This is a genomic window from Streptomyces sp. PCS3-D2, assembly GCF_000612545.2.
Lineage (GTDB): Bacteria > Actinomycetota > Actinomycetes > Streptomycetales > Streptomycetaceae > Streptomyces.
Genome location: NZ_CP097800.1, coordinates 5,397,019 through 5,417,670, shown reverse-complemented (window position 1 = coordinate 5,417,670; position 20,652 = coordinate 5,397,019). Strand labels below are relative to the sequence as shown.

The window sequence follows — 20,652 nt, the reverse complement described above, 5'->3', positions numbered from 1 at the left end:
GACGAGTCGGCCGGGCGGCCGCGTCGGGATCTTCGGATCCCGCCGAGGAACGTCCGGGCTCCACAGGGCAGGGTGGTGGGTAACGCCCACCCGGGGTGACCCGCGGGACAGTGCCACAGAAAACAGACCGCCAGGGGCTTCGGCCCCCGGTAAGGGTGAAACGGTGGTGTAAGAGACCACCAGCGCCTGGGGTGACCCAGGCGGCTAGGTAAACCCCACCTGGAGCAAGGTCAAGAGGATCCGTCCCCGGACGGGTCTGCGCGAACGCTTGAGGGCTGCCCGCCCGAGTTCGCGGGTAGACCGCACGAGGCCGGCGGCAACGCCGGTCCTAGATGGATGGCCGTCTCCCCGGCGACCGCGAGGTCTCCGGGCGACAGAACCCGGCGTACAGGCCGGCTCGTCTGCCGCTTCCGCTCCCGTTCGGGGACGCGGTTCTCGACCCGCACCCTTCGGCTCCCGCCGGGGTTGCCGGCTGCCGTGGGACGGCACCCGCCAGGTTCCGGCGGTGCCCCGCCGGAATGTCTCCTCGGTGGCACCGCGCACCGCCTTCACCACCCGCACCACCCGCACCACCCGCACCACCCGCACCACCCGCACCACCCGCACCGCAAGGATCCGGCCCGGCCGGGGGCCCGGCGGGGCGGGATCCGTCGGCCGGGCCTACCGCAGGTGCGAGGTGTCGTTCAGCAGGCGGACCGAGGCGTTGCCGTCGGCGTAGTAGGCCACCGCCGAGAGGGAGGCCGCCGAGAGCTCCATCCGGAACAGCGACTCCGGCGGTGCCCCGAGGGCCAGGCGGACCAGGGTTTTGACCGGGGTCACATGGGTGACCAGCAGGACGGTCCGCCCCGCGTGGGCGGCCAGCAGCCGGTCACGGGTGGCCGAGATCCTGCGGGCGGCGGCCGCGAAGCTCTCCCCGCCGCCGGTGGGGGCGGCCTTCGGGGAGTCCAGCCAGGCCTGGAGGTCCTCCGGGAAGCGTTCCTGCACCTCGGCGAAGGTCAGGCCCTCCCAGGCACCGAAGTCCACCTCGCGCAGGCCCTGTTCGACGCTCACGTCGAGTCCGAGGCGGTCGGCGACGGCCCGGGCGGTCTCGCGGCAGCGGAGCAGCGGGGAGCTGACGACCGCCTGCACGGTGCCACGGGCGGCAAGCGCCTCCGCGACGGCCGCCGCCTGGCGACGGCCGGCCGGGGACAGCTCGGGGTCGCTCCCCCCGCTTCCGGAGAACCGCTTCTGGGGGGTGAGCGCGGTCTCGCCGTGGCGCAGCAGCACGAAGGTGGCCGGGGCGCCCGTGTCGGGCGCCCAGCCCTGGCCGCCCGCGGGCGCGGCGGCGGGCGGTGCCGTCGCGACGAGCGGTCCGCCCGTGTCGGCGCCGGCCTCCGCGGGCGCCGACACGGCGACCGGCACAGAGGAGGAAGCGGGCGCGGCGGCGGTGTCCGTGCCGCCCCGGGAGGCCGCCAGGGCGGCGCGCGCCGCTGCGGCGCCCGCGGCGGCGTCCCCGGGCGGGCCGGACGGCGGCGGGGTGGCCAGGGACCGGGCGGCGGACGCGTCGAGGGCGGCGGAGGAGGCCGACGGCTCCCACTGCCCGCCGCGATTGCCCGCGTCCATCGCCTCGTTGGCGAGCCGGTCCGCGTGCTTGTTCCGCTCGCGCGGGATCCACTCGTACGTCACCTGCGCGCGGGGCAGGATCCGCGCGGCCTCGGCCGCGAGCGGCTTCATGTCCGGGTGCTTGATCTTCCAGCGGCCCGACATCTGCTCGACGACGAGTTTGGAGTCCATCCGGACCAGGACCACCGCGTCGGACGCGAGGTCACGGGCGGCCGTGAGCCCGGCGATCAGGCCCTTGTACTCCGCCACGTTGTTCGTCGCGACGCCGATGAACTCGGCGCGCTCGGCCAGCGTCTCGCCCGAGGCCGGGTCGAGGACGACGGCGCCGTAGCCGGCCGGCCCCGGGTTGCCCCGGGACCCGCCGTCGGCCTCGACGACGAAACGCGGCATCAGATGCCCGAGTCGGCCGTACGGACCAGGATGCGGCCGCAGTTCTCGTGCCGGACGACCTGGTCGCGGGCCGCGGCCTTGATCTCGTTGACCTCGGCCATGTCGAGCTCCAGCCGGCAGCCTTCGCAGCGGCGCTGGTAGAGGCGCGCGGCGCCCACCCCGCCCTGCTTGACGCGGATCTTCTCGTACAGGGCCATCAGGTCGCCCGGCATCGAGGTGACGATCACCTCGCGGTCCTTGGTGACCTTGGCGGCCTCGGTGTCGATCTCGGCGGTGGCCGCGTCACGGCGGGCGGTGGCGTCGGCCACCTTGGCCTCCAGCGCGGAGACCCGTCCGGTGAGCTCGGAGACGCGCTCCTGCGCGGCCTCCAGCCGCTCCATGACCTCCAGGACCACGTCCTCCAGGTCGCCCTGGCGCTTGGCGAGGGAGACGACCTCGCTCTGCAGGTTCGCCAGGTCCCGGGCCGAGATGCCCACGCCGGAGTCCAGCCGCTGCTGGTCGCGGACCGCGCGCTGGCGCACCTGGTCGACGTCCTGCTCCGCCTTGGTCTGCTCGCGTGCCGTGTCGCTCGCCTGGGTCTGGGCGGCGACCAGCAGGTCGCGCTGCTGCGTCAGGTCCTTGGTGAGCGTGTCGAGCTCGGCGTGCTCGGGCAGCGACGTGCGCTTGTGGGCGAGCTGAGACAGCCGGACGTCCAGCGCCTGGACATCGAGAAGTCGGATCTGGTCGGCGGGCTCGGCGTTCAGTTGGGGGCTCCTGAGATAGATGAGGGAGTTGAAGAGACGACGGACGGCGCGTGCGCCGTCCACGGGTCGGTGACCGTGCGCGAGACGTGGGTGCGCAGACCCCAGCCGTGGCGCTCGGAGATCGCGTCGAGCTGCGCGGCGGCCTGCTCGCACCAGGGCCACTCGGTGGCCCAGTGAGCGGCGTCGACGAGGGCCAGCGGGCTCTGCTCGCGGGCCTCGGACACCGGGTGGTGACGCAGGTCGGCGGTCACGAAGGCGTCCACGCCGGCGGCGCGGACCTCGGCGAGGAGGCTGTCGCCGGAGCCGCCGCTGACGGCGACGCGCCGGATCATGGCGTCCGGGTCGCCGGCGACCCGGATGCCCTGGGCGGTCGGCGGCAGCCACGCGGCGCAGCGGGCGGCGAACTCGCGCAGGGGCTCGGGGCGGTCCAGCTCGCAGATCCGGCCGAGGCCTCGGCGGCCCTCCGGGTCGGTCGGGTCCGGCACCAGCGGACCGGTGATCCGCAGGTCCAGGGCGCCGGCGAGGGCGTCGGAGACGCCCGGGTCGGCGGTGTCGGCGTTGGTGTGGGCGACGTGCAGCGCGATGTCGTTCTTGATCAGCGTGTGCACGACGCGGCCCTTGAAGGTGCCGGCCTCGACCGTGGTGGTACCGCGCAGGTACAGGGGGTGGTGGGTGACGATCAGGTCGGCCCCCAGCTCCACGGCTTCGTCGGCGATCTCCTGGACGGGGTCCACCGCGAACAGGACCCGGGTGACCTCGGCTTCGGGTTCGCCGCATACGGTTCCGACCGCGTCCCACTGCTCGGCCCGCGAGGGGGGCCAGAGAGCGTCCAGCGCGGCGATGACTTCAGAGAGACGGGGCACGGGCCAAGGCTACCGTCCGTGGCGCCCGGCCCGGTCAGCGCCGGTCCTGGTGGAGCTGCCCGCCGGACGGCCGCGGTGCCTGCCTTTCGATGTCGGACAGCACAATCGCGCCGCCCCTCACCGACGAATCGCCGCCCGGACACCCTTACGTGTGAAGCCGCCTTGGTCGTGTTGTTCGGCAGGAATCCCGAAAACTAGCTTCCTCACCGGAGGTGACGGCCCGGATGACTGTCTGTGCCATCGAGATGACGACCACGGCCCCGTTCGCGATCTCCGCGGACGGGTCGTACGCCGCCCGGCTCGCCGGAGAGGGCGAGGCGCGCTACGCGGAACGCTGGACCCTGGCCGGTCCCGAGCCGTACGCGGTGCCGCTGCCCCTCGCCCAGCCCGAGGAGGCCGACAGCGGGCTCCTCCCGCTGTCCGACGGGCGCGTGCTGATCCACCGGCGGGTCGCGGACCGCCACGCCTTCTCCCTGCTCTACCCGACGGGCGCCGCGGCCGGGCCGCGCACCGGGGAGCTCCGGCTGGGCGGGGTGGACGCGGAGGAGGGCGTACGGGTCTTCCTGCTCCCGCCGGCCCCGGACGGCTCCAGTGCCTTCGCCGTGGCCGCGTCGGACACCGTGACCACGCTGTGGCAGGTGGCCGGGTGCGCGTTCGGGCCGCAGCCGGTGGCCCGGATCCCGGGACGCTGCTCGGGTGGCGTGTGGCTCGACCGGACGGGCCGGCTGCTGGCGCTGGACCGCGAGCTGGACGGCACCGTCAAAGCCGTCGCCGTGGACCTGGGACGTGACGGAGAGGTCTCACCGCTGCTCCAGATCACCGAGGACAGCGACGACCGGCTGCTGCGGGCCGAGCCCGACAGCGGGCTGCTGCTGATCCGCTCCGACGCCCCGGGCGAACCGCGCCTGGGCTGGGGGGTGCTGGGCAGCTCCCGCCCCGTCCGCTTCCCGGAGTGTCTGCGGCTCGGGGAAGCACTGCCCTTCGCGCTCCAGCCCGGCCAGGCCCTGATGCCGGAGAGCTGCGGGGTGGCGCTGTGGCTGCCCGAGGGGGACATCGGCCTGTGGCGTCCCGCCGACCGGCGTGTCTTCCGGCTGGCCGCCCCGACGGGGTGGCTGGGCGGGGCGGGGATGTGGAGCCCGCAGGGCCGCCTGCACCTGCCGTGCACGACAGCGGAGGCGCCCTGCGGGATCGTCGGGATGAGCCTTCCCGCCTCCCCTCCCCCGCCGGTCCGCCCGGACCGGCAGCCCCCGCCGTCGCCCCGCCCGGTCCCGCTCCAGCAGGCCCCCCTGGCGGGGCGGCAGTAGGCGGCAAGTTCGGCGGCGGCTCAGCCGTGCCTGAGGCCGAGGACCTCCGGCGCGGCGAAGGTCTCGTTCGCCGGGCGGGAGTCGTAGTACGGGGTGAGGGCCTGGTCGAGCTCCTCGTAGGAGAAGGACTCCTTGCCCGTGTCGAACTTCGCCGCCACCCTGGGGCGTTCCATGACGACGACGATGCCGCCGTGCACGACGAAGAGCTGCCCGTTGGCCCTGGCGGAGGCGGGTGAGGCCAGGTAGCCGACGAGCGGGGCCACGTGCTCGGGGGCGAGGGCGTCCAGCGTGCCGTCCTCGGGGACCTCGAAGCCGGCGAAGACGTCCTCCGTCATACGGGTGCGGGCACGCGGGCAGATGGCGTTGGCCGTCACCCCGTACTTGGCCAGGGCCAGGGCGGTCGAGGTCGTCAGCCCCACGATGCCGCCCTTGGCCGCGGCGTAGTTCGGCTGGCCGGCCGAGCCGCCGAGGAAGGCCTCGGAGGAGGTGTTGACGATCCGGCCGTAGACCGGGCCGCCGGCCGCCTTGGACCGTTCGCGCCAGTGGGCGGACGCGAAGCGGGTGGTGTTGAAGTGGCCCTTGAGGTGGACCCGGATCACCGCGTCCCATTCCTCCTCCGACATCGAGAAGACCATCCGGTCGCGCAGGATGCCCGCGTTGTTGACCAGGATGTCGAGCTTCCCGTAGCGGTCGACGGCCAGCTCGACCAGCTCACGGGCCTGCTCGAAGTCGGCCACGTCGCCGAGATGGGCGACGGCCCGCCCGCCCGCGGCGCGGATCTCCTCGGCCACCTCCTGGGCCGGGGCGGCCGAGGCCTCCCCCGAGCCGTCCCGGCCGGGCTGGCCGAAGTCGTTGACGACCACGCTCGCACCCAGCCGCGCGAGCTCGATCGCCTCGGCCCGGCCGAGCCCGCGGCCCGCCCCCGTGACGATGGCGGAGAGTCCCTCAAGTGGCAGTGACATCCGTACGGTTCCCCTCGGAGATCGGATCGGCGGAACGGACCTGCAGAACGGGTCGGTGATCGGGGCGGCCGGGAAGGGCCGGCGGCCGGGTCAGAGTTCGATACAGGTGCGCAGGGCGACGCCGGTGCGCATCTGGTCCAGGGCGTCGTTGACCTCCGCCAGGCTCACCCGGTGCGTGATCAGGTTGGCCAGGTCGATGCGGCCGGCCCGCCACAGGGAGATGGTGCGCTCGTAGGAGCGCAGCACGTCACCGCCGCCGTACATCGACGGCAGGATCTTCTTCTCGTCGAAGAAGAGCGAGAACATGTTGATCCGGAAGTCGTCGTCGAGGGCGCCGGCCCCGACCACGACGACCGACCCGCCGCGCCGTGTCATCTCGTACGCCTTCTGCACCGTCGCGGACTTGCCGACGACCTCGAAGACGTAGTCGAAGCCCTCGCCGGCGGTGATCCGGTGCCTGGCGTCGGCGAACTCCTCCGGGGCGACCGCCTCGGTGGCTCCGAAGCGCAGGGCCGCCTCGCGGCGGGACTCGACCGGGTCCACGGCGATGATCTGGGCGGCGCCCTGCACCTTGGCTCCCTGGATGACGGATATGCCGACGCCGCCGCAGCCGATGACGGCGACGCAGGAGCCGGCCTCCACCCTGGCGGTGTTGACGGCCGCTCCGAGGCCGGTGGTGACGCCACAGCCGATCAGTGCCGCGATGTCGAAGGGGAGGTCGTCGGGGATCGGGATCGCGCAGGCGGCGGGGACCACCATCTCTTCGGAGAAGGTGCCGGTGCCGGCGAAGCCGAAGACGTCGCCCGCGGCCCGCTTGAAGTTGGGGGTGGCGACGTTCCCGAACGCCTCCAGGCACAGGTGGCCCTGGCCGCGCCTGCAGGAGGGACAGTGACCGCAGGGCGGCAGCCAGCAGACGAGGACGCGGTCGCCGATCGCGTGGCCGGTGACACCGTCGCCGACGTCGGTGATCACGCCGGATCCCTCGTGACCCGGGACGAAGGGGGCGGGCTGCGGCAGGACACCGCTCATGGCGGACAGGTCCGAGTGGCACAGGCCGGTGGCCCTGACCCGGATCCTGACCTTGCCGGGGCCGAAGCCCACGGCTTCCATGTCGTCGACGACTTCCAGCTTGTCCTGGCCGATCTCGCTCTGCAGTGCTGCGCGCACGGTGCGGCTCCTTAGTGGGTGCTACGAGTGTTCGACGACGGTGTCGGCGAGGACCGGCGCGTCGTCCCGTTCGACGGCGGTCACCGACACCAGGACGCGGCCGGTCTCCTGCCACATCCGGATGCGCAGCGTCTCGCCCGGGAAGACGATCCCGGCGAAGCGCGTGCGGTAGGTGCGGACCCGGGAGACGTCCCCGCCGAGGGCCGTGTCGACGACGGCCTTGAGGGTCATGCCGTACGAGCACAGGCCGTGCAGGATCGGCCTGTCGAAGCCGGCGAGCTTGGCGAACTCGGGATCGGCGTGCAGGGGGTTCCAGTCGCCGGAGAGGCGGTAGAGCAGGCCCTGGTCCTCGCGGACGTGCCGCTCCTCGACCCGGTCGGGGTCCCGCCCGGGCAGCTCCCCCTTGACGGAGGGCCCGCGCTCGCCGCCGAAGCCGCCCTCTCCGCGTACGAAGATCTGCGCGTCACTGGTCCACAGCGGTCCGTCGGCGTCGGCGACCTCGGAGCGCAGCACGATCACGGCCGCCTTGCCCTTGTCGTAGACGGCGGCGACCTTGGAGCTGGAGGTGGCCCGCCCCGTGACGGGAATGGGCCGGTGCAGCTCGATGGAGTGGCCGCCGTGCAGGACGTGGGCGAGGTCGACCTCGATGCCGGGGGCGGCGAGGCCGCCGAGCATGGCCATGCCGGCTCCGGCGACGGTCGCGAAGCTGGGCAGGACGTGGAGCTTGGATTCGAGGGTGTAGCGCAGCTCCTCCGGGTCGGTGGCCGGCAGGCCCGCGCCGAGGCCGAGGTGGTAGAGCTGGATGTCCTTGTGGTCCCAGCCGATGTCCCCCTGACGGGGGTCTGCGGCGAGTGCCCTGGCGGCGTCGATCGGCATGAGGATGCGGCTCCCTGTCGTCGGTGTGGCGGGAAAATCGCTGCCCTGGAAGACCTCGGCGCGGCCGTCCGCACCGTCGGCCGCACCGAGGTCGTTTGCGGGGCGACCGGTTCTAGAACGCGTTCTAGGCTCGGCCGGTGAGGGAATGTATAACGCACGCCCCGGCACTTGGGAAGACTCTTGACTGCCCGTCAGATAGGCTTTGCAGGTGGACGAAATGCCCGTGGAACACCGCCGGACCCGCACCCTGCGGGTCCTCCTGGAACCGCACAATCCGGCTCTGGCGCTCCAGCTCGGCCTCCAGCCGGACATCGACGTCGTACGGGACGCGGCGGCCCGCCCCGAGGTGGCTCTGGTGGAGGATCTCGCGGCGGTGACCGCCCTGCTGGAGGACGATCCGGAGTGCCGGATCCTGGTCCTGACGGGCTCGGCGCGCCCGGGCCTGCGGGAGGCCGCGCTCGCCGCCGGCGCGGCGGGGCTGGTCCTGCGGGACGACCGGGTGGAGGCCCTGGCGGAGGCGATCCGCCGGGCCTCGACGGGCGAGACGGTGATCGATCCGGCCCTGGGGTGAATCCTTTCGACGTGCCCATGCCTCTTGTGTATGTCGCCGACGCCGAGGTCGGCACCTGACCTGGAGGTTGTCGTGATCACTGCTCTCGCCGTCGCCGGCGCGGCCGCCCTGCTCTGCGCGTGCACCGTCGCCGTTCTGCGCAAGCGGGGCCGGGCCCGTGGCTGACCGTACCGACTGGCCGGGCGAGGCGCTGGTGGTCGCCGCGCAGGCCGGTGACCTCGATTCGCTCACTGCGCTGGTCGCCGGGTCGCATCCGAACGTACGCCGCTTCGCGCACTCCTTGTGCGCATCGCGCGAGGACGCCGAGGACGCGGCCCAGGAAGCGCTGATCATCCTGTACCGCAGGGTCGGCTTGCTCAGGGCTTCCGGGGCGCTGGCGTCGTGGATGTTCCGCATCGTGCGCAACGAGTGCCTGCGCCGCGCCCGGCTGATGCCGAGGGAGCGCCCGCCGCTGCCGGACACGGCCGTCATGTCCGCCGAGGACGAGGTGCTGCGGCGCCTGGAGGCGGGACGGGTGGCGGAGGCCATCGCCGCGCTGCCGGCGGACCAACGGAGCGTGCTGATCATGCGGGACGTCCAGGGGCACAGCGGGCGGACCGCCGCCGAGGCCCTGGGCTTGAGCACCGCCGCGATGAAGTCGCGACTCCACCGCGCCCGTGCGGCACTCCAGCACACCCTGGGGGACACCCGTGCCCACCACTGACACCGCGACTCCCTCCCGATCCTCCCGATCCTCCCGATCCTCCGGATCCGGCTTCGCGAGCGCGTCCGTGCCGCGGCACCTGGCGCGGGGCGCAGTGGGCTTCGGCGCGCTGATCGCGGCCTTCGCCCTCATCCCGGTCTTCGGCCCGGCCACCCTGCTCCTCGCGCCGGTCGGGCTGGTCGCGCTGCGCGGCTGCCCGATGTGCTGGGCGATCGGGCTGGCCGAGACCGTCTCCCGGGGCCGCCTCCGCAGGCAGTGCACCGACGGCCGCTGCGAACTGAAACCGGCTGCACGGAAGTCCTGGGCCGGGAAGGGGATTTCGTAGGCTTGCCCGATGGGCCTCTTCGACCGACTGACCGGCACCCGGCACCCCGAACCCGGTACGCCGCCGCTCCCCGCCGCCGAGCTCCGGGCCGCCCTGTTCGCGCTCGCCGGCCCGGACGCTCCGTTCGCCCTCCGGGAGGGCACCGCGACGGAGGGTGCCCAGCTGGTGGCGGTGTGGCACATCCCCGGTTGAGTGCCCGGAGCCTGGTCCGGGGGCCGGGTCCCGTCGGTCTGGGGGCAACGGGGTGTCCGAGGCCGGGCCCCGGGGTGCGGCTGCGGCGGGGCGGTGGGGGCGCGGTCAGCGGCGCAGCAGCGTGACGACCGCCGCCCCGCCCAGGCCGATGTTGTGGGCCAGGCCGACGCGTGCGCCCGCGACCTGCCGCGCACCCGCCTCGCCCCGCAGCTGCCAGACCAGTTCCGCCGCCTGCGCCAGCCCCGTCGCGCCCAGCGGGTGGCCCTTGGAGATGAGCCCGCCCGAGGGATTCACCACCCACCGCCCCCCGTACGTCGTGGCCCCGCTCTCCACCAGCTTGCCCGCGGCCCCGTCCTCGCACATGCCCAGCGCCTCGTACGTCAGCAGCTCGTTGATCGAGAAGCAGTCGTGCAGCTCCACCACGTCCACGTCCTCGATGCCGAGCCCGGACGCCTCGTACGCCTGCCGGGCCGCCGCCGCGCTCATCGGCTTGCCGACCACGTCGATGCAGGAGCCCGACGCGAACGACTCCTCCGTGTCCGTCGTCATGGCCTGTCCGACGATCTCCACCGCCTTGTCGTGCAGCCCGTGCGCCACCAGGAACCGCTCGGACACCACCAGGGCCGCCGCCGCCCCGTCCGAGGTCGGGGAGCACTGGAGTTTCGTCAGCGGTGCGTGGATCTCCTTCGCCGCCAGGATCTCCTCGACCGAGTACACGTCCTGGAACTGCGCGTTCGGGTTGTCCGCCGAGTGCCGGTGGTTCTTCGCGCCGACCGCCGCGAGCTGCGCGGGCGTGGTCCCGTACCGCTCCATGTGCTCGCGCGCCGCGTTGCCGAAGATCTGCGCCGTGGGCGGAGACATCTCGAAGCCGTGGCCCGCCGCCATGATCGCGTAGTGCCGGGCCACCGGCGACGTCTTGAAGTCCCCTCCGTCAGCGCCCCCGCCCAGCGCGCCCCGCTTCATCTTCTCGAAGCCCAGCGCCAGCACGCAGTCGCTCAGTCCGCCCTCCACGAACTGCCGCGCCATCATCAGCGCCGTCGATCCCGTCGCGCAGTTGTTGTTGACGTTGTAGACCGGCACCCCGCTCAGCCCCAGCTCGTACGCCGCGCGCTGGCCGGCGGTGGAGGCCTGGAAGCAGTAGCCCACCGGCACCTGCTGCACCAGCCCGTAGTCCACGCCCGCGTCCGCGAGCGCCGCGGTCCCGGCCTCCTTCGCCATGTCCCAGTACTGCCGGTCCCGCGACTCGGGCTTCTCGAACTTCGTCATGCCGACGCCCACGATGTACGACTTCATGCCCCTGGTGTCCCTTCAGTCCCTCGGAAGGCCGAGAATCCGCTCGGCGACGACGTTGAGCTGGACCTGCGTGGTGCCCCCGGCGATGGTCAGGCAGCGGGACATGAGCATGGCGTGCACCGCCCGCTCCCCCGCCCCCTCCTGCACCGCGCCCGCCGGCCCGAGCAGTTCGAGCGCCAACTCGGCGGTCCGCTGCTGGTGCGGGGTCTGGACGAGTTTGCGCACGGAGGCGCCCGCGCCCGGCTCCAGCCCCGACACCTGCTGGAGCGTGGTGCGCAGCCCGATGCAGGCCAGGGCGTGCGCCTCGGCGGCCAGCGCGCCGAGGCGGGCCCGCTGCGCGCCGTCGAGGTCGGCGGCGCGCGCGAGGAGCGCCTCCAGTCCGGTGTCGAAGGTCATCTGGTCGGCCATGTGCACCCGTTCGTTGCCGAGGGTGTTGCGGGCCACCTTCCAGCCGTCGTCGGCCGCGCCGACCAGGGCGTCCGCCGGGAGTTCGACGTCGTCGAGGTAGACCTCGTTGAAGAGGGCCTCGCCGGTGATCTCCTTCAGCGGCCGGACGTCGATCCCGGGGGTGTTCTTCATGTCGACGACGAAGTACCCGAGCCCCTTGTGCCTGGGCGCCGCCGGGTCGGTGCGCGCCAGCAGGATCCCGAAGTCGGCGCTGTGCGCGGAACTCGTCCACACCTTCTGCCCGTTGACCAGCCAGGAGCCGTCCTCCCGCCGGTCCGCCCGGGTCCGCAGCGAGGCCAGGTCGGAGCCGGCGCCCGGCTCGGAGAAGAGCTGGCACCAGCTGATCTCCCCGCGCAGGGTGGGGAGTGCGTAGGCGTCGCGCTGCGCCTGCGTCCCGTAGGCCAGCAGGGAGGGCACGATCCAGGTGGCGATGCCGAGGTCGGAGACCTTGACCCCGGCGGCCGCGAGCTCCTGCTGGACGACGATCTGCTCCACGGGTCCGGCGCCCAGGCCGTAGGGCGGCGGCAGGTAGGGCGCCGCGTAGCCGGTGGGGGCCAGGACCCGCCGGGCGGCGGCCGGGTCGAGGCCGCGCGCGCCCTCGACGGCGGCGCGGGCCTTCGCGCGGTACGCCTCGGCCTCGTCGGGCAGCTCAAGGCGCAGCTCCCGCCGGGCGCCGCCCGCCGCGCACCGCACGGCCCGTACCCGGTGCCCGTCGCCGGGCCCGAGCAGCTGGCGGGCGACGACGGCCCGCCGCAGATGGATGTGGGCATCGTGCTCCCAGGTGAATCCGATCCCGCCGAGGATCTGGATGCAGTCCTTGGCGCAGGAGTACGCGGTGTCCAGGGCGGTCCCGGCGGCGAGGGCCGCGACCAGCGAGCGCACCTCGGCGGGCTCGTCCATGGCGCCGGCTGCGTCCCAGGCCAGCGCGCGGGCCTGCTCCAGCCGCACGAGCATGTCGGCGCACAGGTGCTTGACGCCCTGGAACCGCCCGATGGGCCGACCGAACTGCTCGCGCACCTTGGCGTACTCGGCGGCCGTGTGCAGGGCCCAGGCGGCGGTGCCGCACGCGTCGGCGGCGAACAGCGTGCAGGCGAGGTCGCGGACCAGTGCCGGGTCCAGCTCCAACAGCCGCCCGGCGGGGACGACCGCACCGCGGGCCCGCACCTCGGCGGTGGGCCGGGTCGGATCCGCACTGTCGTGCGTACGGATGTCCAGCGAGGCGGCGTCCACGGCGAACCAGCGGGGCCCGTGCGCGGTCTCCGCGGCGAGCAGCACCAGATCGGCCTCGCCGGCGCCGAGCACCGGCGGTGCGAGCCCGTCGAGCAGGTGCCCGCCGCCCTCGGTGACCGTGGCGGTCAGGCTCCCCGGCTCCAGCGCGACCGCCCCGACCCGGCCGGCAAGGGGATCGGCCCCGGCCCGGTCGAGCAGTACGGAGGCCAGCGCGCTCGGCAGGTACGCGCCCGGCAGGGCGGCCCGGGCGGCCTCCTCGACGACGACGGCCAGGTCGAGCAGGGTCCCGCCCTCCAGGTGCGGCTCCAGGAGCCCGGACTCCGCCAGAGCGTCCCAGTAGCCGGGTCGCACCCCGGTCCGCGGCGGGGAGTCGAGCAGCTTGCGCACCTCTTCGGGAGGCACGACCCGCGCCACCCAGCCGCGCATCGCCTCGGCCAACTCCCGCTGCTCCTGCGTGATTCCGATGCCCATGCGCGGCAGACTAGAACACGTTGCAATCTGACGGAAGGTCAGATGCAGGCGTTCTTCGCGTCCACCGCCCAGCAGGGTGCGGGGTCCCCGCCCGCGACCCCTGGGCAGACCATGGGGAGAGGTTCCACCCCGGAAAGGAAGGTCCGCATGACCACCCCCGACTGCCCGCGCTGCGGGCGCACACTGACGCCCTTCACGGTCGCGCTCCGCCGCAACCGCTGGGGCGGAGCGGCACCGGCGCGGCGCCCCGAGGCGTGGTGGGAATGCCCTGGGTGCGGCTGGCTCGGCTGCGAGCACCGCACGGGCACACCACCCGCCCCCATGCGGCGCCTGGAGGGCGAGGACGGTGACTGCATGTTCTGCGGCGAGGAGGAGTCGAACGTCGCCTCCGAGCCGCACCTGCGGGAGGACGGCCTGCTCGGCGACTGGATGGTCTGCCTGGCGTGCGGCACGAGCAACGGCCGCCGCCTGGGCCCGCCCTCCCGCTAGGGAGCGTCCGCAAAGCAGCGCCGGCCGCCCGGAGGGGGCGGGCCGCGGCCGCGCGGGTCAGCTTCGCCGGGCGGCCTTCAGGGCGGCGCGGGCGGCGTCCTTCGCCCGCGTCTCGCAGGCACCCCTGGTGTACGGCTTCGCCCGGAGGCCCAACCAGACCGAGAGGTTGCCCTCCCGCACGGCGAGGACGCAGGTCCAGTCGGCAGTGGCCGACCCCCAGGAGGCCTCGGTGCCGAACCCGATGCGGGGTGCCTCGCGCTGACCGGCGGCCTCCGACTGGAAATGCACCCGCCCCGTCCCGCCCTGCCCGAGCACGCCGACGGCCTGGAACGGCTGCACCTGCTCCATGTCCCCCGCTTCCTCGCCCCGAGTAGAGGGCGGATCACACAGAGACGGCCCTCACGAACGCCTCGAAAGCGGCGGGGCGGACGGTGAAGACGGGCCCCTCGGGGACCTTGGAATCCCGCACGGCGACGAGGCACGGCTGGGCTGCGACCTCGACGCAATTGCCGCCGGTGTCGCCGCTGTACGAGGACTTGCGCCAGGCCAGGGCTCCGAGCGGGGCACACTCGACACATTGTCCGCCGGTGTCGGAGCTGTACGAGGACTTACGCCACCGTGCGCCCGGCAGGTTCTGGATGAGCTCCATAACGTTCCTCCATTACGCGGGCGATCCGGACCGCCGATTCCTCCAGCGAGAGGGCGGCAGCCTGCAAATGATCGTAACGGAGTGAACCTTCCCTGAGAGCCTGCGGATTGGCCGTCATATGACCCTGGACAAAGTCCTCCGTATAGACAATGTCCGGGTCGTCGTCGAACCGCAGGAGGCTGAACGACCCCGGCTGCCCAGCGTGGGCGCCCGCCTCGAAGGGCAGGATCTGCACCTGCACCCACTGCCGCCCCTGTTGGGCCAACAAATGGGCGAGTTGATTCCGCATGACGTCCCGGCCACCGATCTCCTGATGCAGCACGGCCTCGCTCATCACCACCCACATCAGTGGCGGGTTCTCGCGGTCGAGTACGCGCTGTCGCTCCATCCGCGCGGCGACTTTCGCGTCGAGATCGTCGCTCCACACCCCCAAGACCGCCCGGGCATACTCCTCCGTCTGCAGCAGCCCATCCACCAACTGCGCTTGGTAGGTGGAGAGATAGGACGCCCGCGCCTCCATCTCCGCATACGCCTGGAACCACGTCGGCAGCTGGCTCCGCAGCACCAGCCCCACCAGCCGCGAGAACACCCCGCCCGTGCCGAGCGCCGCGTCCACGCGTTCCGAGAAGTCCCGTGTCGGGACCCTCCGCGTGGTCTCGACCTGGCCGATCAGCGAGCCCGTGCAGAAGACGATGCTGCCGAGCTGCGCCTGGTTGAGGCCCGCGTCCTCTCTCAGGCGGCGCAGTTCGGAGCCGTAGTAGTCCAGCGGTGAGGCGCTGGGATCGAGATCGCGCACGCCGACCATGGACGGTCACCCCCAAGCCGGTTGCCGGTGCCGTGGCCGAGCGTAGCCGTCGCCACCTCTTTCGGTGACCCGATTCGCCGAGCCGGACCGGCCTTCGGCGACCTGCTGCTGCACCGGCTGCCCTTCCTCTCGGGCATGCAGTGGCTGGCGCAGGAGGTCTCCGACACCCGGTCGGAATTCCGGCGGGCCGTACGCGAGCAGCGGCGCGTCGAGGGGCCGGGCGGGAGCGGCGGGCTGTCCCGGCTGTTCGGCCGCTGACCCGCCGCACACCCGCGGCGACCCCGGCATGGACCCCTACCCGGCGGTAGGGCAGCATGGGCCGCCACACGGAGCTCAGCAGGAGGAACGACATGGCCACCCCCAAGCCGGAGACCCTCGCCGCCTTCGAGGCCGCCAAGGGGTTCATGCCCGTACGGGAGGGCCTCGCCCTGTACGAGGCGGCCGCCGCGGCCGGGGCGCTCGGGCTGCCGCTGCTGGAGGTCGGCACGTACTGCGGGCGCTCCACGATCCTGCTGGCCGACGCCGCCCGCGAGGCCGGCGTGGCCGCGATCACCGTGGACCACCACCGCGGCAGCGAGGAGCAGCAGCCCGGCTGGGAGTACCACGACCCGACGGTCGTGGACCCGGAGGTCGGCCTGATGGACACCCTCCCCACCTTCCGCCGCACCCTGCACGGGGCCGGGCTGGAGGAGCACGTGATCGCGATCGTCGGCCGCTCCCCGCAGGTCGCGGCGGCGTGGGGCGGCAAGCTGGGCTTCGTCTTCATCGACGGCGGCCACACCGACGAGCACGCCGCCGGCGACTACGAGGGCTGGGCCCCGCACGTCGCGGAGGGCGGCACGCTCGTCATCCACGACGTGTTCCCGGACCCGGCGGACGGCGGCCAGGCTCCTTACCGGATCTATCTGCGGGCCCTGGCCTCGGGGGCCTTCGAGGAGGTCTCGGTCACCGACTCGCTGCGCGTGCTGCGCCGCACAGGCCCGGGAATCTGACACCACCGCTCATATAAGCGCACCACGCCCCCGGATGGCGCAGTACCGGCCGGGCCGCGGGGCTGCGGTCTAGCATCGCGGACGTGCGCTACGACGACAGCCCCCCGCCCCCCGAGTCCGGCTCCTCGGCGAATCCGGACCGGCACTGGTTCACCCGACGCTCCACGCTCGTGGTCGGGATCGCCGCACTCGCCCCGGCCTGCCTCGCGGGCTGGGTCCTGACGCAGGCCCTGTCCGGGGCCGGGCCGGACGCGAGCCGGTCCGGCGCGGCGCCGCAGCCCGCCTCGCACTCGTCCCTGTCGCCGGGCCAGCGGGACGCGAAGCCGGGCTCCACGCCGAGCGGCAGCCCGGACGCACCCGCGGCGGCGCCCGTACCGGCTCCGGCCAAGGGTCCGCTCACCGGCAAGACGGTGGTCGTCGACCCGGGGCACAACACCGGGAACTTCAGGCACACCGGCGAGATCGACCAGCAGGTCGACGTCGGCACCCACCGCAAGGAGTGCGACACCACCGGCACGACCACCAACTCCGGTTACATGGAAGCGGAGTTCACCATGGACGTGTCGAAGCGCCTGCGGACCGCCCTGGAGGCCCAGGGGGCGAAGGTGGTCCTCACCCACGAGACGGGCGACCGCGCCTGGGGCCCGTGCATCACGGAGCGCGCCCGGATCGGCAACGAGGCGAACGCCGACGCGGTCGTGTCCGTCCACGCCGACGGCGTCTCGGCCGGCAACCGCGGCTTCCACGTGATCCTCCCGGCCAAGGTCAAGAGCGGCGCCGCCGACACCACGAAGATCGTCGGTCCCTCACGGGATCTCGGCGAACGGATCGCCGGGAATTTCGCCCGCACCACCGGTTCGGCACCCGCCAACTACCTGGGCGGGGGTACCGGCTTGGTGGTCCGCGACGATCTGGGCGGGCTGAACCTGTCAACTCGGCCCAAGGTGTTCATCGAATGCGGCAACATGCGTGACGCCAAGGACGCGGCACAGCTGACGAGTCCGCAGTGGCGGCAGAAGGCGGCTCAGGGCATCGCGGACGGCATCGTCGGCTTCCTGGGCGGGTAGTCCCTCTCGGGCGTCCCGCCGGGGCGCCCGCCGCCCCGATCCTCTCGGTTGCGGGATACATCCGTACCATGGTGCCGCCCGTCTGCTGCAGGCACGAACTGCGCTGCGACCGCGGCACCACGAGACGACCGAGACCGAGAAGGACACCTAAGACGTGAACATCCGCTCCCTCACTCGAGGCGACGGCGTGGTGATCGGAGCAGCGGCGCTGCTGTTCATCGCCTCGTTCCTCGATTTCTACTCCACCACGGGTGGCGACCTACCGAGCGCATGGGACACCGACTCCTACCGCCTGGTACTGCCCAGCGTCTTCCTGCTCGGGTTCATCGCCGCCGGTCTGCTCGTCGCGGGCCGCTTCCTGCCGGAGAGCCGCAAGGTGCTCGGCCTGCCGATGTCGGCGTGGGGCACGGTCCTCGCCGTCTCGTCCGCCTGGTCCGCGCTGTGGGCGCTGATCACCTGCCCGAGCACGCTCGACCTGGGCGCGGGCGCCGTCATCGCCTTCCTCGCCACCCTGGCTCTGGCCGGTGTGGCCCTCTTCGGCGCGAAGCTCCCGGCGCTCGCCGGTGCGCTGGTGCCGGAGTCGCGGCCCGCCGCCCCGCAGCCCTACGGCGGCCAGCCGCAGCCGGGTGCCGGCTACGGCTACCCGGGCGGGCAGCAGCCCTACGGTTCCACCCCGCAGCCGGTCCCGCCGTACGGGGGCACGCCGACTCCGGCACCCGGCCCGCAGGACTCGGGCGCCGGCCACCACGCGGCCGCAGCGCCCGCCCCGGCGACGGACTTCAGCCCGTTCTGGTTCGCGGTGCCGGTGGCCCGCCCCCTCTTCGCCGAGGACGGCTCGTCCGCACAGATCGCCGAACTCGCCCCGGGCACCTGGTACCTGGCCGTCGAGCAGCGCGGCGCGGCCGCCCTGGTCGCGCAGACGCAGGACGGCCGTCGCGGCATCCTGAACGACACCTCGGGCATCCAGCGCGGCTGATCCGCGCCCGCGTCCGCAGTCCCACCGCTTCGCCCCACCGGTCTCCGGTGGGGCGAAGCGCGTTCTCGGCCCTGCCTGCACGGAGCAGCCGCGCCGGCCCGGCCCGGTGCGCCCCGGTGCGGCCCGGTGCGTGGACGCCGCCCTTCCGGGCCGGGGGCCGTTGCCCTACAGTCGCCTGACGCAACGTCAGTTACGGCCGGAGGGACCCGCCATGCGCCTCGGACTCGCACTGGGCTACTGGGGTCGCGGCCCCGACCCGGCCCACCTGCGCCTCGCCACCGAGGCCGAGCGCCTCGGCTACGACTCGGTGTGGACCGCCGAAGCCTGGGGCTCCGACGCCTTCACCCCCCTGACCTGGATCGCCGCGCACACCACCCGGATCCGCCTGGGCACCGCCATCGCGCAGATGGCCGCCCGCACCCCCACCGCCACCGCCATGCACGCCCTCACCCTGGACCACCTCTCCGGCGGGCGGATGATGCTGGGCCTGGGCCTGTCCGGCCCGCAGGTCGTCGAGGGCTGGTACGGCCGCCCGTTCCCCGCCAGCCCGCTGACCGCCACCCGCGAGTACGTCGACGTCATCCGCCAGGTCCTGCGCCGCGAGGGTCCCGTCGCCCTCGACGGCCGCTTCCACCGCCACCCGTACCGCGGCGAGGACGGAACCGGGGTCGGCAAGCCCCTCAAGCCCATCACCCACCCGCTGCGCGCCGGCCTGCCGCTCCTCCTGGGCGCCGAAGGCCCCAAGAACATCGCCCAGACCACGCGGATCGCGGACGGCTGGCTGCCCCTGTACTGGTCACCGACCCGCACGGACGTCTACCGGGCCGCCCTGACCGACCTCCCCGAAGACTTCATGATCGCGCCGATGGCCCGGGCGCACGTCTGCGACGACGTCTCCGAGGGCCTGCTGCCGGTCAAGGCGATGCTCGGCTTCTACATCGGCGGCATGGGCCACGCCTCCCGCAACTTCCACGCGGACCTGATGGCCCGCATGGGCTATGCGGAGGAGGCCCACCGCATCCAGCAGCTCTTCCTCGCGGGCCGCAGGCAGGAGGCGGTCCTCGCCGTCCCGGACGCGTTCGCCGACGAGATCTCCCTGATCGGACCGCGCGAGCGGATCGCGGAACGGCTGGACCTGTGGCGCGCCGGCCCGGTCACGGACCTCCTGGTCACGGCCCCGGACCCGCACACCCTGCGCGTCCTGGCGGAGCTCAACGGCTGAGGCACCCGCCCGGAGCCGCGGTGCCCCGGAACCCCGTCAGCCCGTCAGCCCCGGACCGGAGGACGGAATCAGGAGGTTGGAGCCCGGAGACGGCCGATCCTCGGCTACCCCGCCTGCGGCAGGGCCTCCAGCAGCTCCCGCACGTCCAGCGGCATCACGGCGATCTCGATGCTCCCGCCGCCGTCGTAGCAGCAGGTCACGATCCGCGAGCCGGGATGGATGGAGATCCCCTCCTTCATCGACGGCGCCCGCAGGCCGGTCGCCCGCCCCCCGGGCAGCGCCACGACCTCCCCACGGTCGGGAACCCAGCGGGCCGCGCCCCCGTCGGCGTACACCCGCCCCGGCCGCCAGCGACCCGTACCCGCCGGCTGCCGCGCCATCCCCGGGATCCCGGGCACGGGCCCGGCGGCCAGCCGCGCCCTGTGCTTGCGCCGCACCAGCCATCCGACCCCGACGACCCCGCCGGCAAGCACCACGTACTCGATCACCCGCCCATTGAAACAGCCCCGCGGCCGGGGGGCTGTGACGCCCGCCCCGGCCACGGGGCCGCCCCGGCCGCAGGGATGCCGGGACCGCGGCCACCGCCACGGCCACGGCCACGGCCCAGCGGGCCGGCTTCAGCCACCGAGCTCGGACGTGCTCGGAACCTTGTCGGTCACCTCGGCACCCGCGCTCCTACCGGCTTCCTTCACGCTCTTGATCACGTCGTCGAAGGACGAGATGTCGGCGTCGCCCGCCTGCCCCTTGCGCAGCTTGCTGCCGAGGTCCTTCAACGACTCGATGCCCGCCGTCAGCGGGGCCATCGCCTTCGACAGCAGCGGGTCGCCCTGGGCGTTGTCGGCCGCCGCCTTCAGCCGGTTGTACGCGAACGCGCCCGCCAGACCCGCCTTGATCAGCGCGAACGTCCGACCCTTCGCGCCCTTCTTGAACTTGCCCTCACGGTACGGCTTGACGATCCACTGGTACGTGGCACCCGCCGCGAGCGACGCATTGGCGACGAACCGCGTCTTGGCGAACTTCTGCTTCTCGGCGGACGTGCTCGGCGAGGGCGTCACCGCCGCCCGCTCGTCGGCCTCCGCCGCCGCCGGCTCCGCTGCGGCGAGCGCGGCCAGCTCACCCATCGAAGCGGCGGACAGCTCCTCCCGCTGGGAACCGCCACCGCTGCCGCAGGCGGTGGCACCGGCGAGCAGCGCGGTCGACAGGACCACCGCCGTGAGGGCGCGACGGAATCGGACGGTCGTGGGTACGGACACGGTTTCCTCCGGGGACTCAGACGTCCCCCGCAGCCTCACCCCGCCTCCGGGGGCCCGCCA

At 73.5% G+C, this 20,652-nt stretch carries 24 protein-coding genes and 1 other RNA gene; 12 read left to right on the top strand and 13 right to left on the bottom strand.

Going from position 1 to position 20,652, the window contains the following annotated elements:
* Positions 1 to 2 precede the first annotated feature (2 nt).
* Positions 3 to 404: RNase P RNA component class A (rnpB, locus tag AW27_RS24100), an RNA gene on the top strand.
* Between the two features lie 256 nt (positions 405 to 660).
* Here rnpB and AW27_RS24095 read toward each other — a convergent pair.
* Genes AW27_RS24095 through AW27_RS24085 form a run of 3 tightly spaced genes read right to left on the bottom strand, consistent with a single transcriptional unit; the run spans position 661 to position 3,598 of the window.
* Complete coding sequence (locus tag AW27_RS24095; protein WP_037927347.1) at positions 661 to 1,992, bottom strand: bifunctional RNase H/acid phosphatase; 1,332 nt, start codon at positions 1,990 to 1,992, stop codon at positions 661 to 663.
* The gene (locus tag AW27_RS24090) at positions 1,992 to 2,735 is read right to left on the bottom strand and encodes a zinc ribbon domain-containing protein (RefSeq protein WP_201773415.1); all 744 of its coding nucleotides are present in this window, start codon (positions 2,733 to 2,735) and stop codon (positions 1,992 to 1,994) included. The genes AW27_RS24095 and AW27_RS24090 overlap by 1 nt, the downstream gene beginning before the upstream one ends.
* The gene (locus AW27_RS24085; RefSeq protein WP_078556970.1) at positions 2,732 to 3,598 is read right to left on the bottom strand and encodes a Nif3-like dinuclear metal center hexameric protein; all 867 of its coding nucleotides are present in this window, start codon (positions 3,596 to 3,598) and stop codon (positions 2,732 to 2,734) included. The genes AW27_RS24090 and AW27_RS24085 overlap by 4 nt, the downstream gene beginning before the upstream one ends.
* Positions 3,599 to 3,822: 224 nt before the next feature.
* Here AW27_RS24085 and AW27_RS24080 point away from each other — a divergent pair, with 224 nt between their 5' ends.
* The gene (locus tag AW27_RS24080) at positions 3,823 to 4,902 is read left to right on the top strand and encodes a hypothetical protein (RefSeq protein ID WP_037927727.1); all 1,080 of its coding nucleotides are present in this window, start codon (positions 3,823 to 3,825) and stop codon (positions 4,900 to 4,902) included.
* A gap of 20 nt (positions 4,903 to 4,922) precedes the next feature.
* On the opposite strand, the gene AW27_RS24075 is transcribed toward AW27_RS24080, so the two are convergent.
* The 3 genes from AW27_RS24075 to AW27_RS24065 all read right to left on the bottom strand — a co-directional run bounded on the left by AW27_RS24075 (position 4,923) and on the right by AW27_RS24065 (position 7,907).
* Positions 4,923 to 5,864: a 3-oxoacyl-ACP reductase gene (locus AW27_RS24075; RefSeq protein ID WP_037927352.1), complete on the bottom strand. Its 942-nt coding sequence runs from the start codon at positions 5,862 to 5,864 to the stop codon at positions 4,923 to 4,925.
* Between the two features lie 90 nt (positions 5,865 to 5,954).
* Positions 5,955 to 7,031 carry a Zn-dependent alcohol dehydrogenase gene (locus AW27_RS24070; protein WP_037927355.1) on the bottom strand — a complete coding sequence of 359 codons (1,077 nt, stop codon included), beginning with the start codon at positions 7,029 to 7,031 and terminating at the stop codon, positions 5,955 to 5,957.
* A gap of 21 nt (positions 7,032 to 7,052) precedes the next feature.
* Entirely contained in the window at positions 7,053 to 7,907 is an 855-nt protein-coding gene (locus AW27_RS24065; RefSeq protein WP_037927358.1) for a MaoC/PaaZ C-terminal domain-containing protein, read from the bottom strand.
* Positions 7,908 to 8,124: 217 nt separating this feature from the next.
* On the opposite strand from AW27_RS24065, the gene AW27_RS24060 reads away from it, so the two are divergent.
* The 4 genes from AW27_RS24060 (at position 8,125) to AW27_RS24045 (ending at position 9,698) form a co-directional block, all read left to right on the top strand.
* Positions 8,125 to 8,478 carry a response regulator gene (locus AW27_RS24060; RefSeq protein ID WP_236647822.1) on the top strand — a complete coding sequence of 118 codons (354 nt, stop codon included), beginning with the start codon at positions 8,125 to 8,127 and terminating at the stop codon, positions 8,476 to 8,478.
* Positions 8,479 to 8,635: 157 nt separating this feature from the next.
* Positions 8,636 to 9,181 carry an RNA polymerase sigma factor gene (locus AW27_RS24055; RefSeq protein ID WP_037927361.1) on the top strand — a complete coding sequence of 182 codons (546 nt, stop codon included), beginning with the start codon at positions 8,636 to 8,638 and terminating at the stop codon, positions 9,179 to 9,181.
* Complete coding sequence (locus tag AW27_RS24050; protein ID WP_078556972.1) at positions 9,168 to 9,506, top strand: hypothetical protein; 339 nt, start codon at positions 9,168 to 9,170, stop codon at positions 9,504 to 9,506. Before AW27_RS24055 ends, AW27_RS24050 begins: the two co-directional genes overlap by 14 nt.
* 9 nt (positions 9,507 to 9,515) lie before the next feature.
* Complete coding sequence (locus AW27_RS24045; RefSeq protein WP_037927364.1) at positions 9,516 to 9,698, top strand: hypothetical protein; 183 nt, start codon at positions 9,516 to 9,518, stop codon at positions 9,696 to 9,698.
* A gap of 105 nt (positions 9,699 to 9,803) precedes the next feature.
* On the opposite strand, the gene AW27_RS24040 is transcribed toward AW27_RS24045, so the two are convergent.
* Together AW27_RS24040 and AW27_RS24035 are read right to left on the bottom strand one after the other, a co-directional pair.
* Positions 9,804 to 10,991 (bottom strand): lipid-transfer protein, encoded by a 1,188-nt coding sequence (locus AW27_RS24040; RefSeq protein ID WP_037927366.1) that lies wholly within the window; start codon positions 10,989 to 10,991, stop codon positions 9,804 to 9,806.
* 15 nt (positions 10,992 to 11,006) lie between these two features.
* Positions 11,007 to 13,139 carry an acyl-CoA dehydrogenase family protein gene (locus AW27_RS24035; RefSeq protein ID WP_037927369.1) on the bottom strand — a complete coding sequence of 711 codons (2,133 nt, stop codon included), beginning with the start codon at positions 13,137 to 13,139 and terminating at the stop codon, positions 11,007 to 11,009.
* Positions 13,140 to 13,286: 147 nt separating this feature from the next.
* On the opposite strand from AW27_RS24035, the gene AW27_RS24030 reads away from it, so the two are divergent.
* A complete protein-coding gene (locus AW27_RS24030; RefSeq protein ID WP_037927372.1) occupies positions 13,287 to 13,628 on the top strand; it encodes a hypothetical protein in 342 nt (113 codons plus the stop codon).
* A gap of 57 nt (positions 13,629 to 13,685) precedes the next feature.
* Here AW27_RS24030 and AW27_RS24025 read toward each other — a convergent pair whose 3' ends face one another.
* From AW27_RS24025 to AW27_RS24015, 3 genes are read right to left on the bottom strand one after another with little or no spacing between them, the layout of a single operon-like run.
* Complete coding sequence (locus AW27_RS24025) at positions 13,686 to 13,976, bottom strand: hypothetical protein (RefSeq protein WP_037927374.1); 291 nt, start codon at positions 13,974 to 13,976, stop codon at positions 13,686 to 13,688.
* A gap of 34 nt (positions 13,977 to 14,010) precedes the next feature.
* Positions 14,011 to 14,277, bottom strand: coding sequence for a DUF397 domain-containing protein (locus AW27_RS24020; protein WP_037927377.1), 267 nt, complete (start codon positions 14,275 to 14,277; stop codon positions 14,011 to 14,013).
* A complete protein-coding gene (locus AW27_RS24015; protein WP_037927380.1) occupies positions 14,237 to 15,082 on the bottom strand; it encodes a helix-turn-helix domain-containing protein in 846 nt (281 codons plus the stop codon). The genes AW27_RS24020 and AW27_RS24015 overlap by 41 nt, the downstream gene beginning before the upstream one ends.
* Before the next feature lie 27 nt (positions 15,083 to 15,109).
* On the opposite strand from AW27_RS24015, the gene AW27_RS24010 reads away from it, so the two are divergent.
* From AW27_RS24010 to AW27_RS23990, 5 genes are all read left to right on the top strand, one after another.
* A complete protein-coding gene (locus tag AW27_RS24010) occupies positions 15,110 to 15,340 on the top strand; it encodes a hypothetical protein (protein ID WP_037927382.1) in 231 nt (76 codons plus the stop codon).
* A 92-nt stretch (positions 15,341 to 15,432) separates the two neighbouring features.
* Complete coding sequence (locus tag AW27_RS24005) at positions 15,433 to 16,074, top strand: class I SAM-dependent methyltransferase (protein WP_037927386.1); 642 nt, start codon at positions 15,433 to 15,435, stop codon at positions 16,072 to 16,074.
* Between the two features lie 83 nt (positions 16,075 to 16,157).
* The gene (locus AW27_RS24000) at positions 16,158 to 17,141 is read left to right on the top strand and encodes an N-acetylmuramoyl-L-alanine amidase (protein WP_037927389.1); all 984 of its coding nucleotides are present in this window, start codon (positions 16,158 to 16,160) and stop codon (positions 17,139 to 17,141) included.
* Between the two features lie 154 nt (positions 17,142 to 17,295).
* On the top strand, positions 17,296 to 18,117 hold the full coding sequence (locus tag AW27_RS23995) for a DUF5336 domain-containing protein (RefSeq protein WP_037927392.1): 822 nt from the start codon (positions 17,296 to 17,298) through the stop codon (positions 18,115 to 18,117).
* Positions 18,118 to 18,328: 211 nt separating this feature from the next.
* A complete protein-coding gene (locus AW27_RS23990; RefSeq protein ID WP_037927395.1) occupies positions 18,329 to 19,339 on the top strand; it encodes an LLM class F420-dependent oxidoreductase in 1,011 nt (336 codons plus the stop codon).
* 104 nt (positions 19,340 to 19,443) lie between these two features.
* Here the strand turns inward: AW27_RS23990 and AW27_RS23985 are convergent, their stop codons facing one another.
* Both AW27_RS23985 and AW27_RS23980 read right to left on the bottom strand, forming a co-directional pair.
* Positions 19,444 to 19,827 carry a hypothetical protein gene (locus tag AW27_RS23985; protein WP_037927398.1) on the bottom strand — a complete coding sequence of 128 codons (384 nt, stop codon included), beginning with the start codon at positions 19,825 to 19,827 and terminating at the stop codon, positions 19,444 to 19,446.
* 129 nt (positions 19,828 to 19,956) lie between these two features.
* On the bottom strand, positions 19,957 to 20,592 hold the full coding sequence (locus AW27_RS23980) for a hypothetical protein (RefSeq protein WP_037927401.1): 636 nt from the start codon (positions 20,590 to 20,592) through the stop codon (positions 19,957 to 19,959).
* Positions 20,593 to 20,652: the final 60 nt, after the last annotated feature.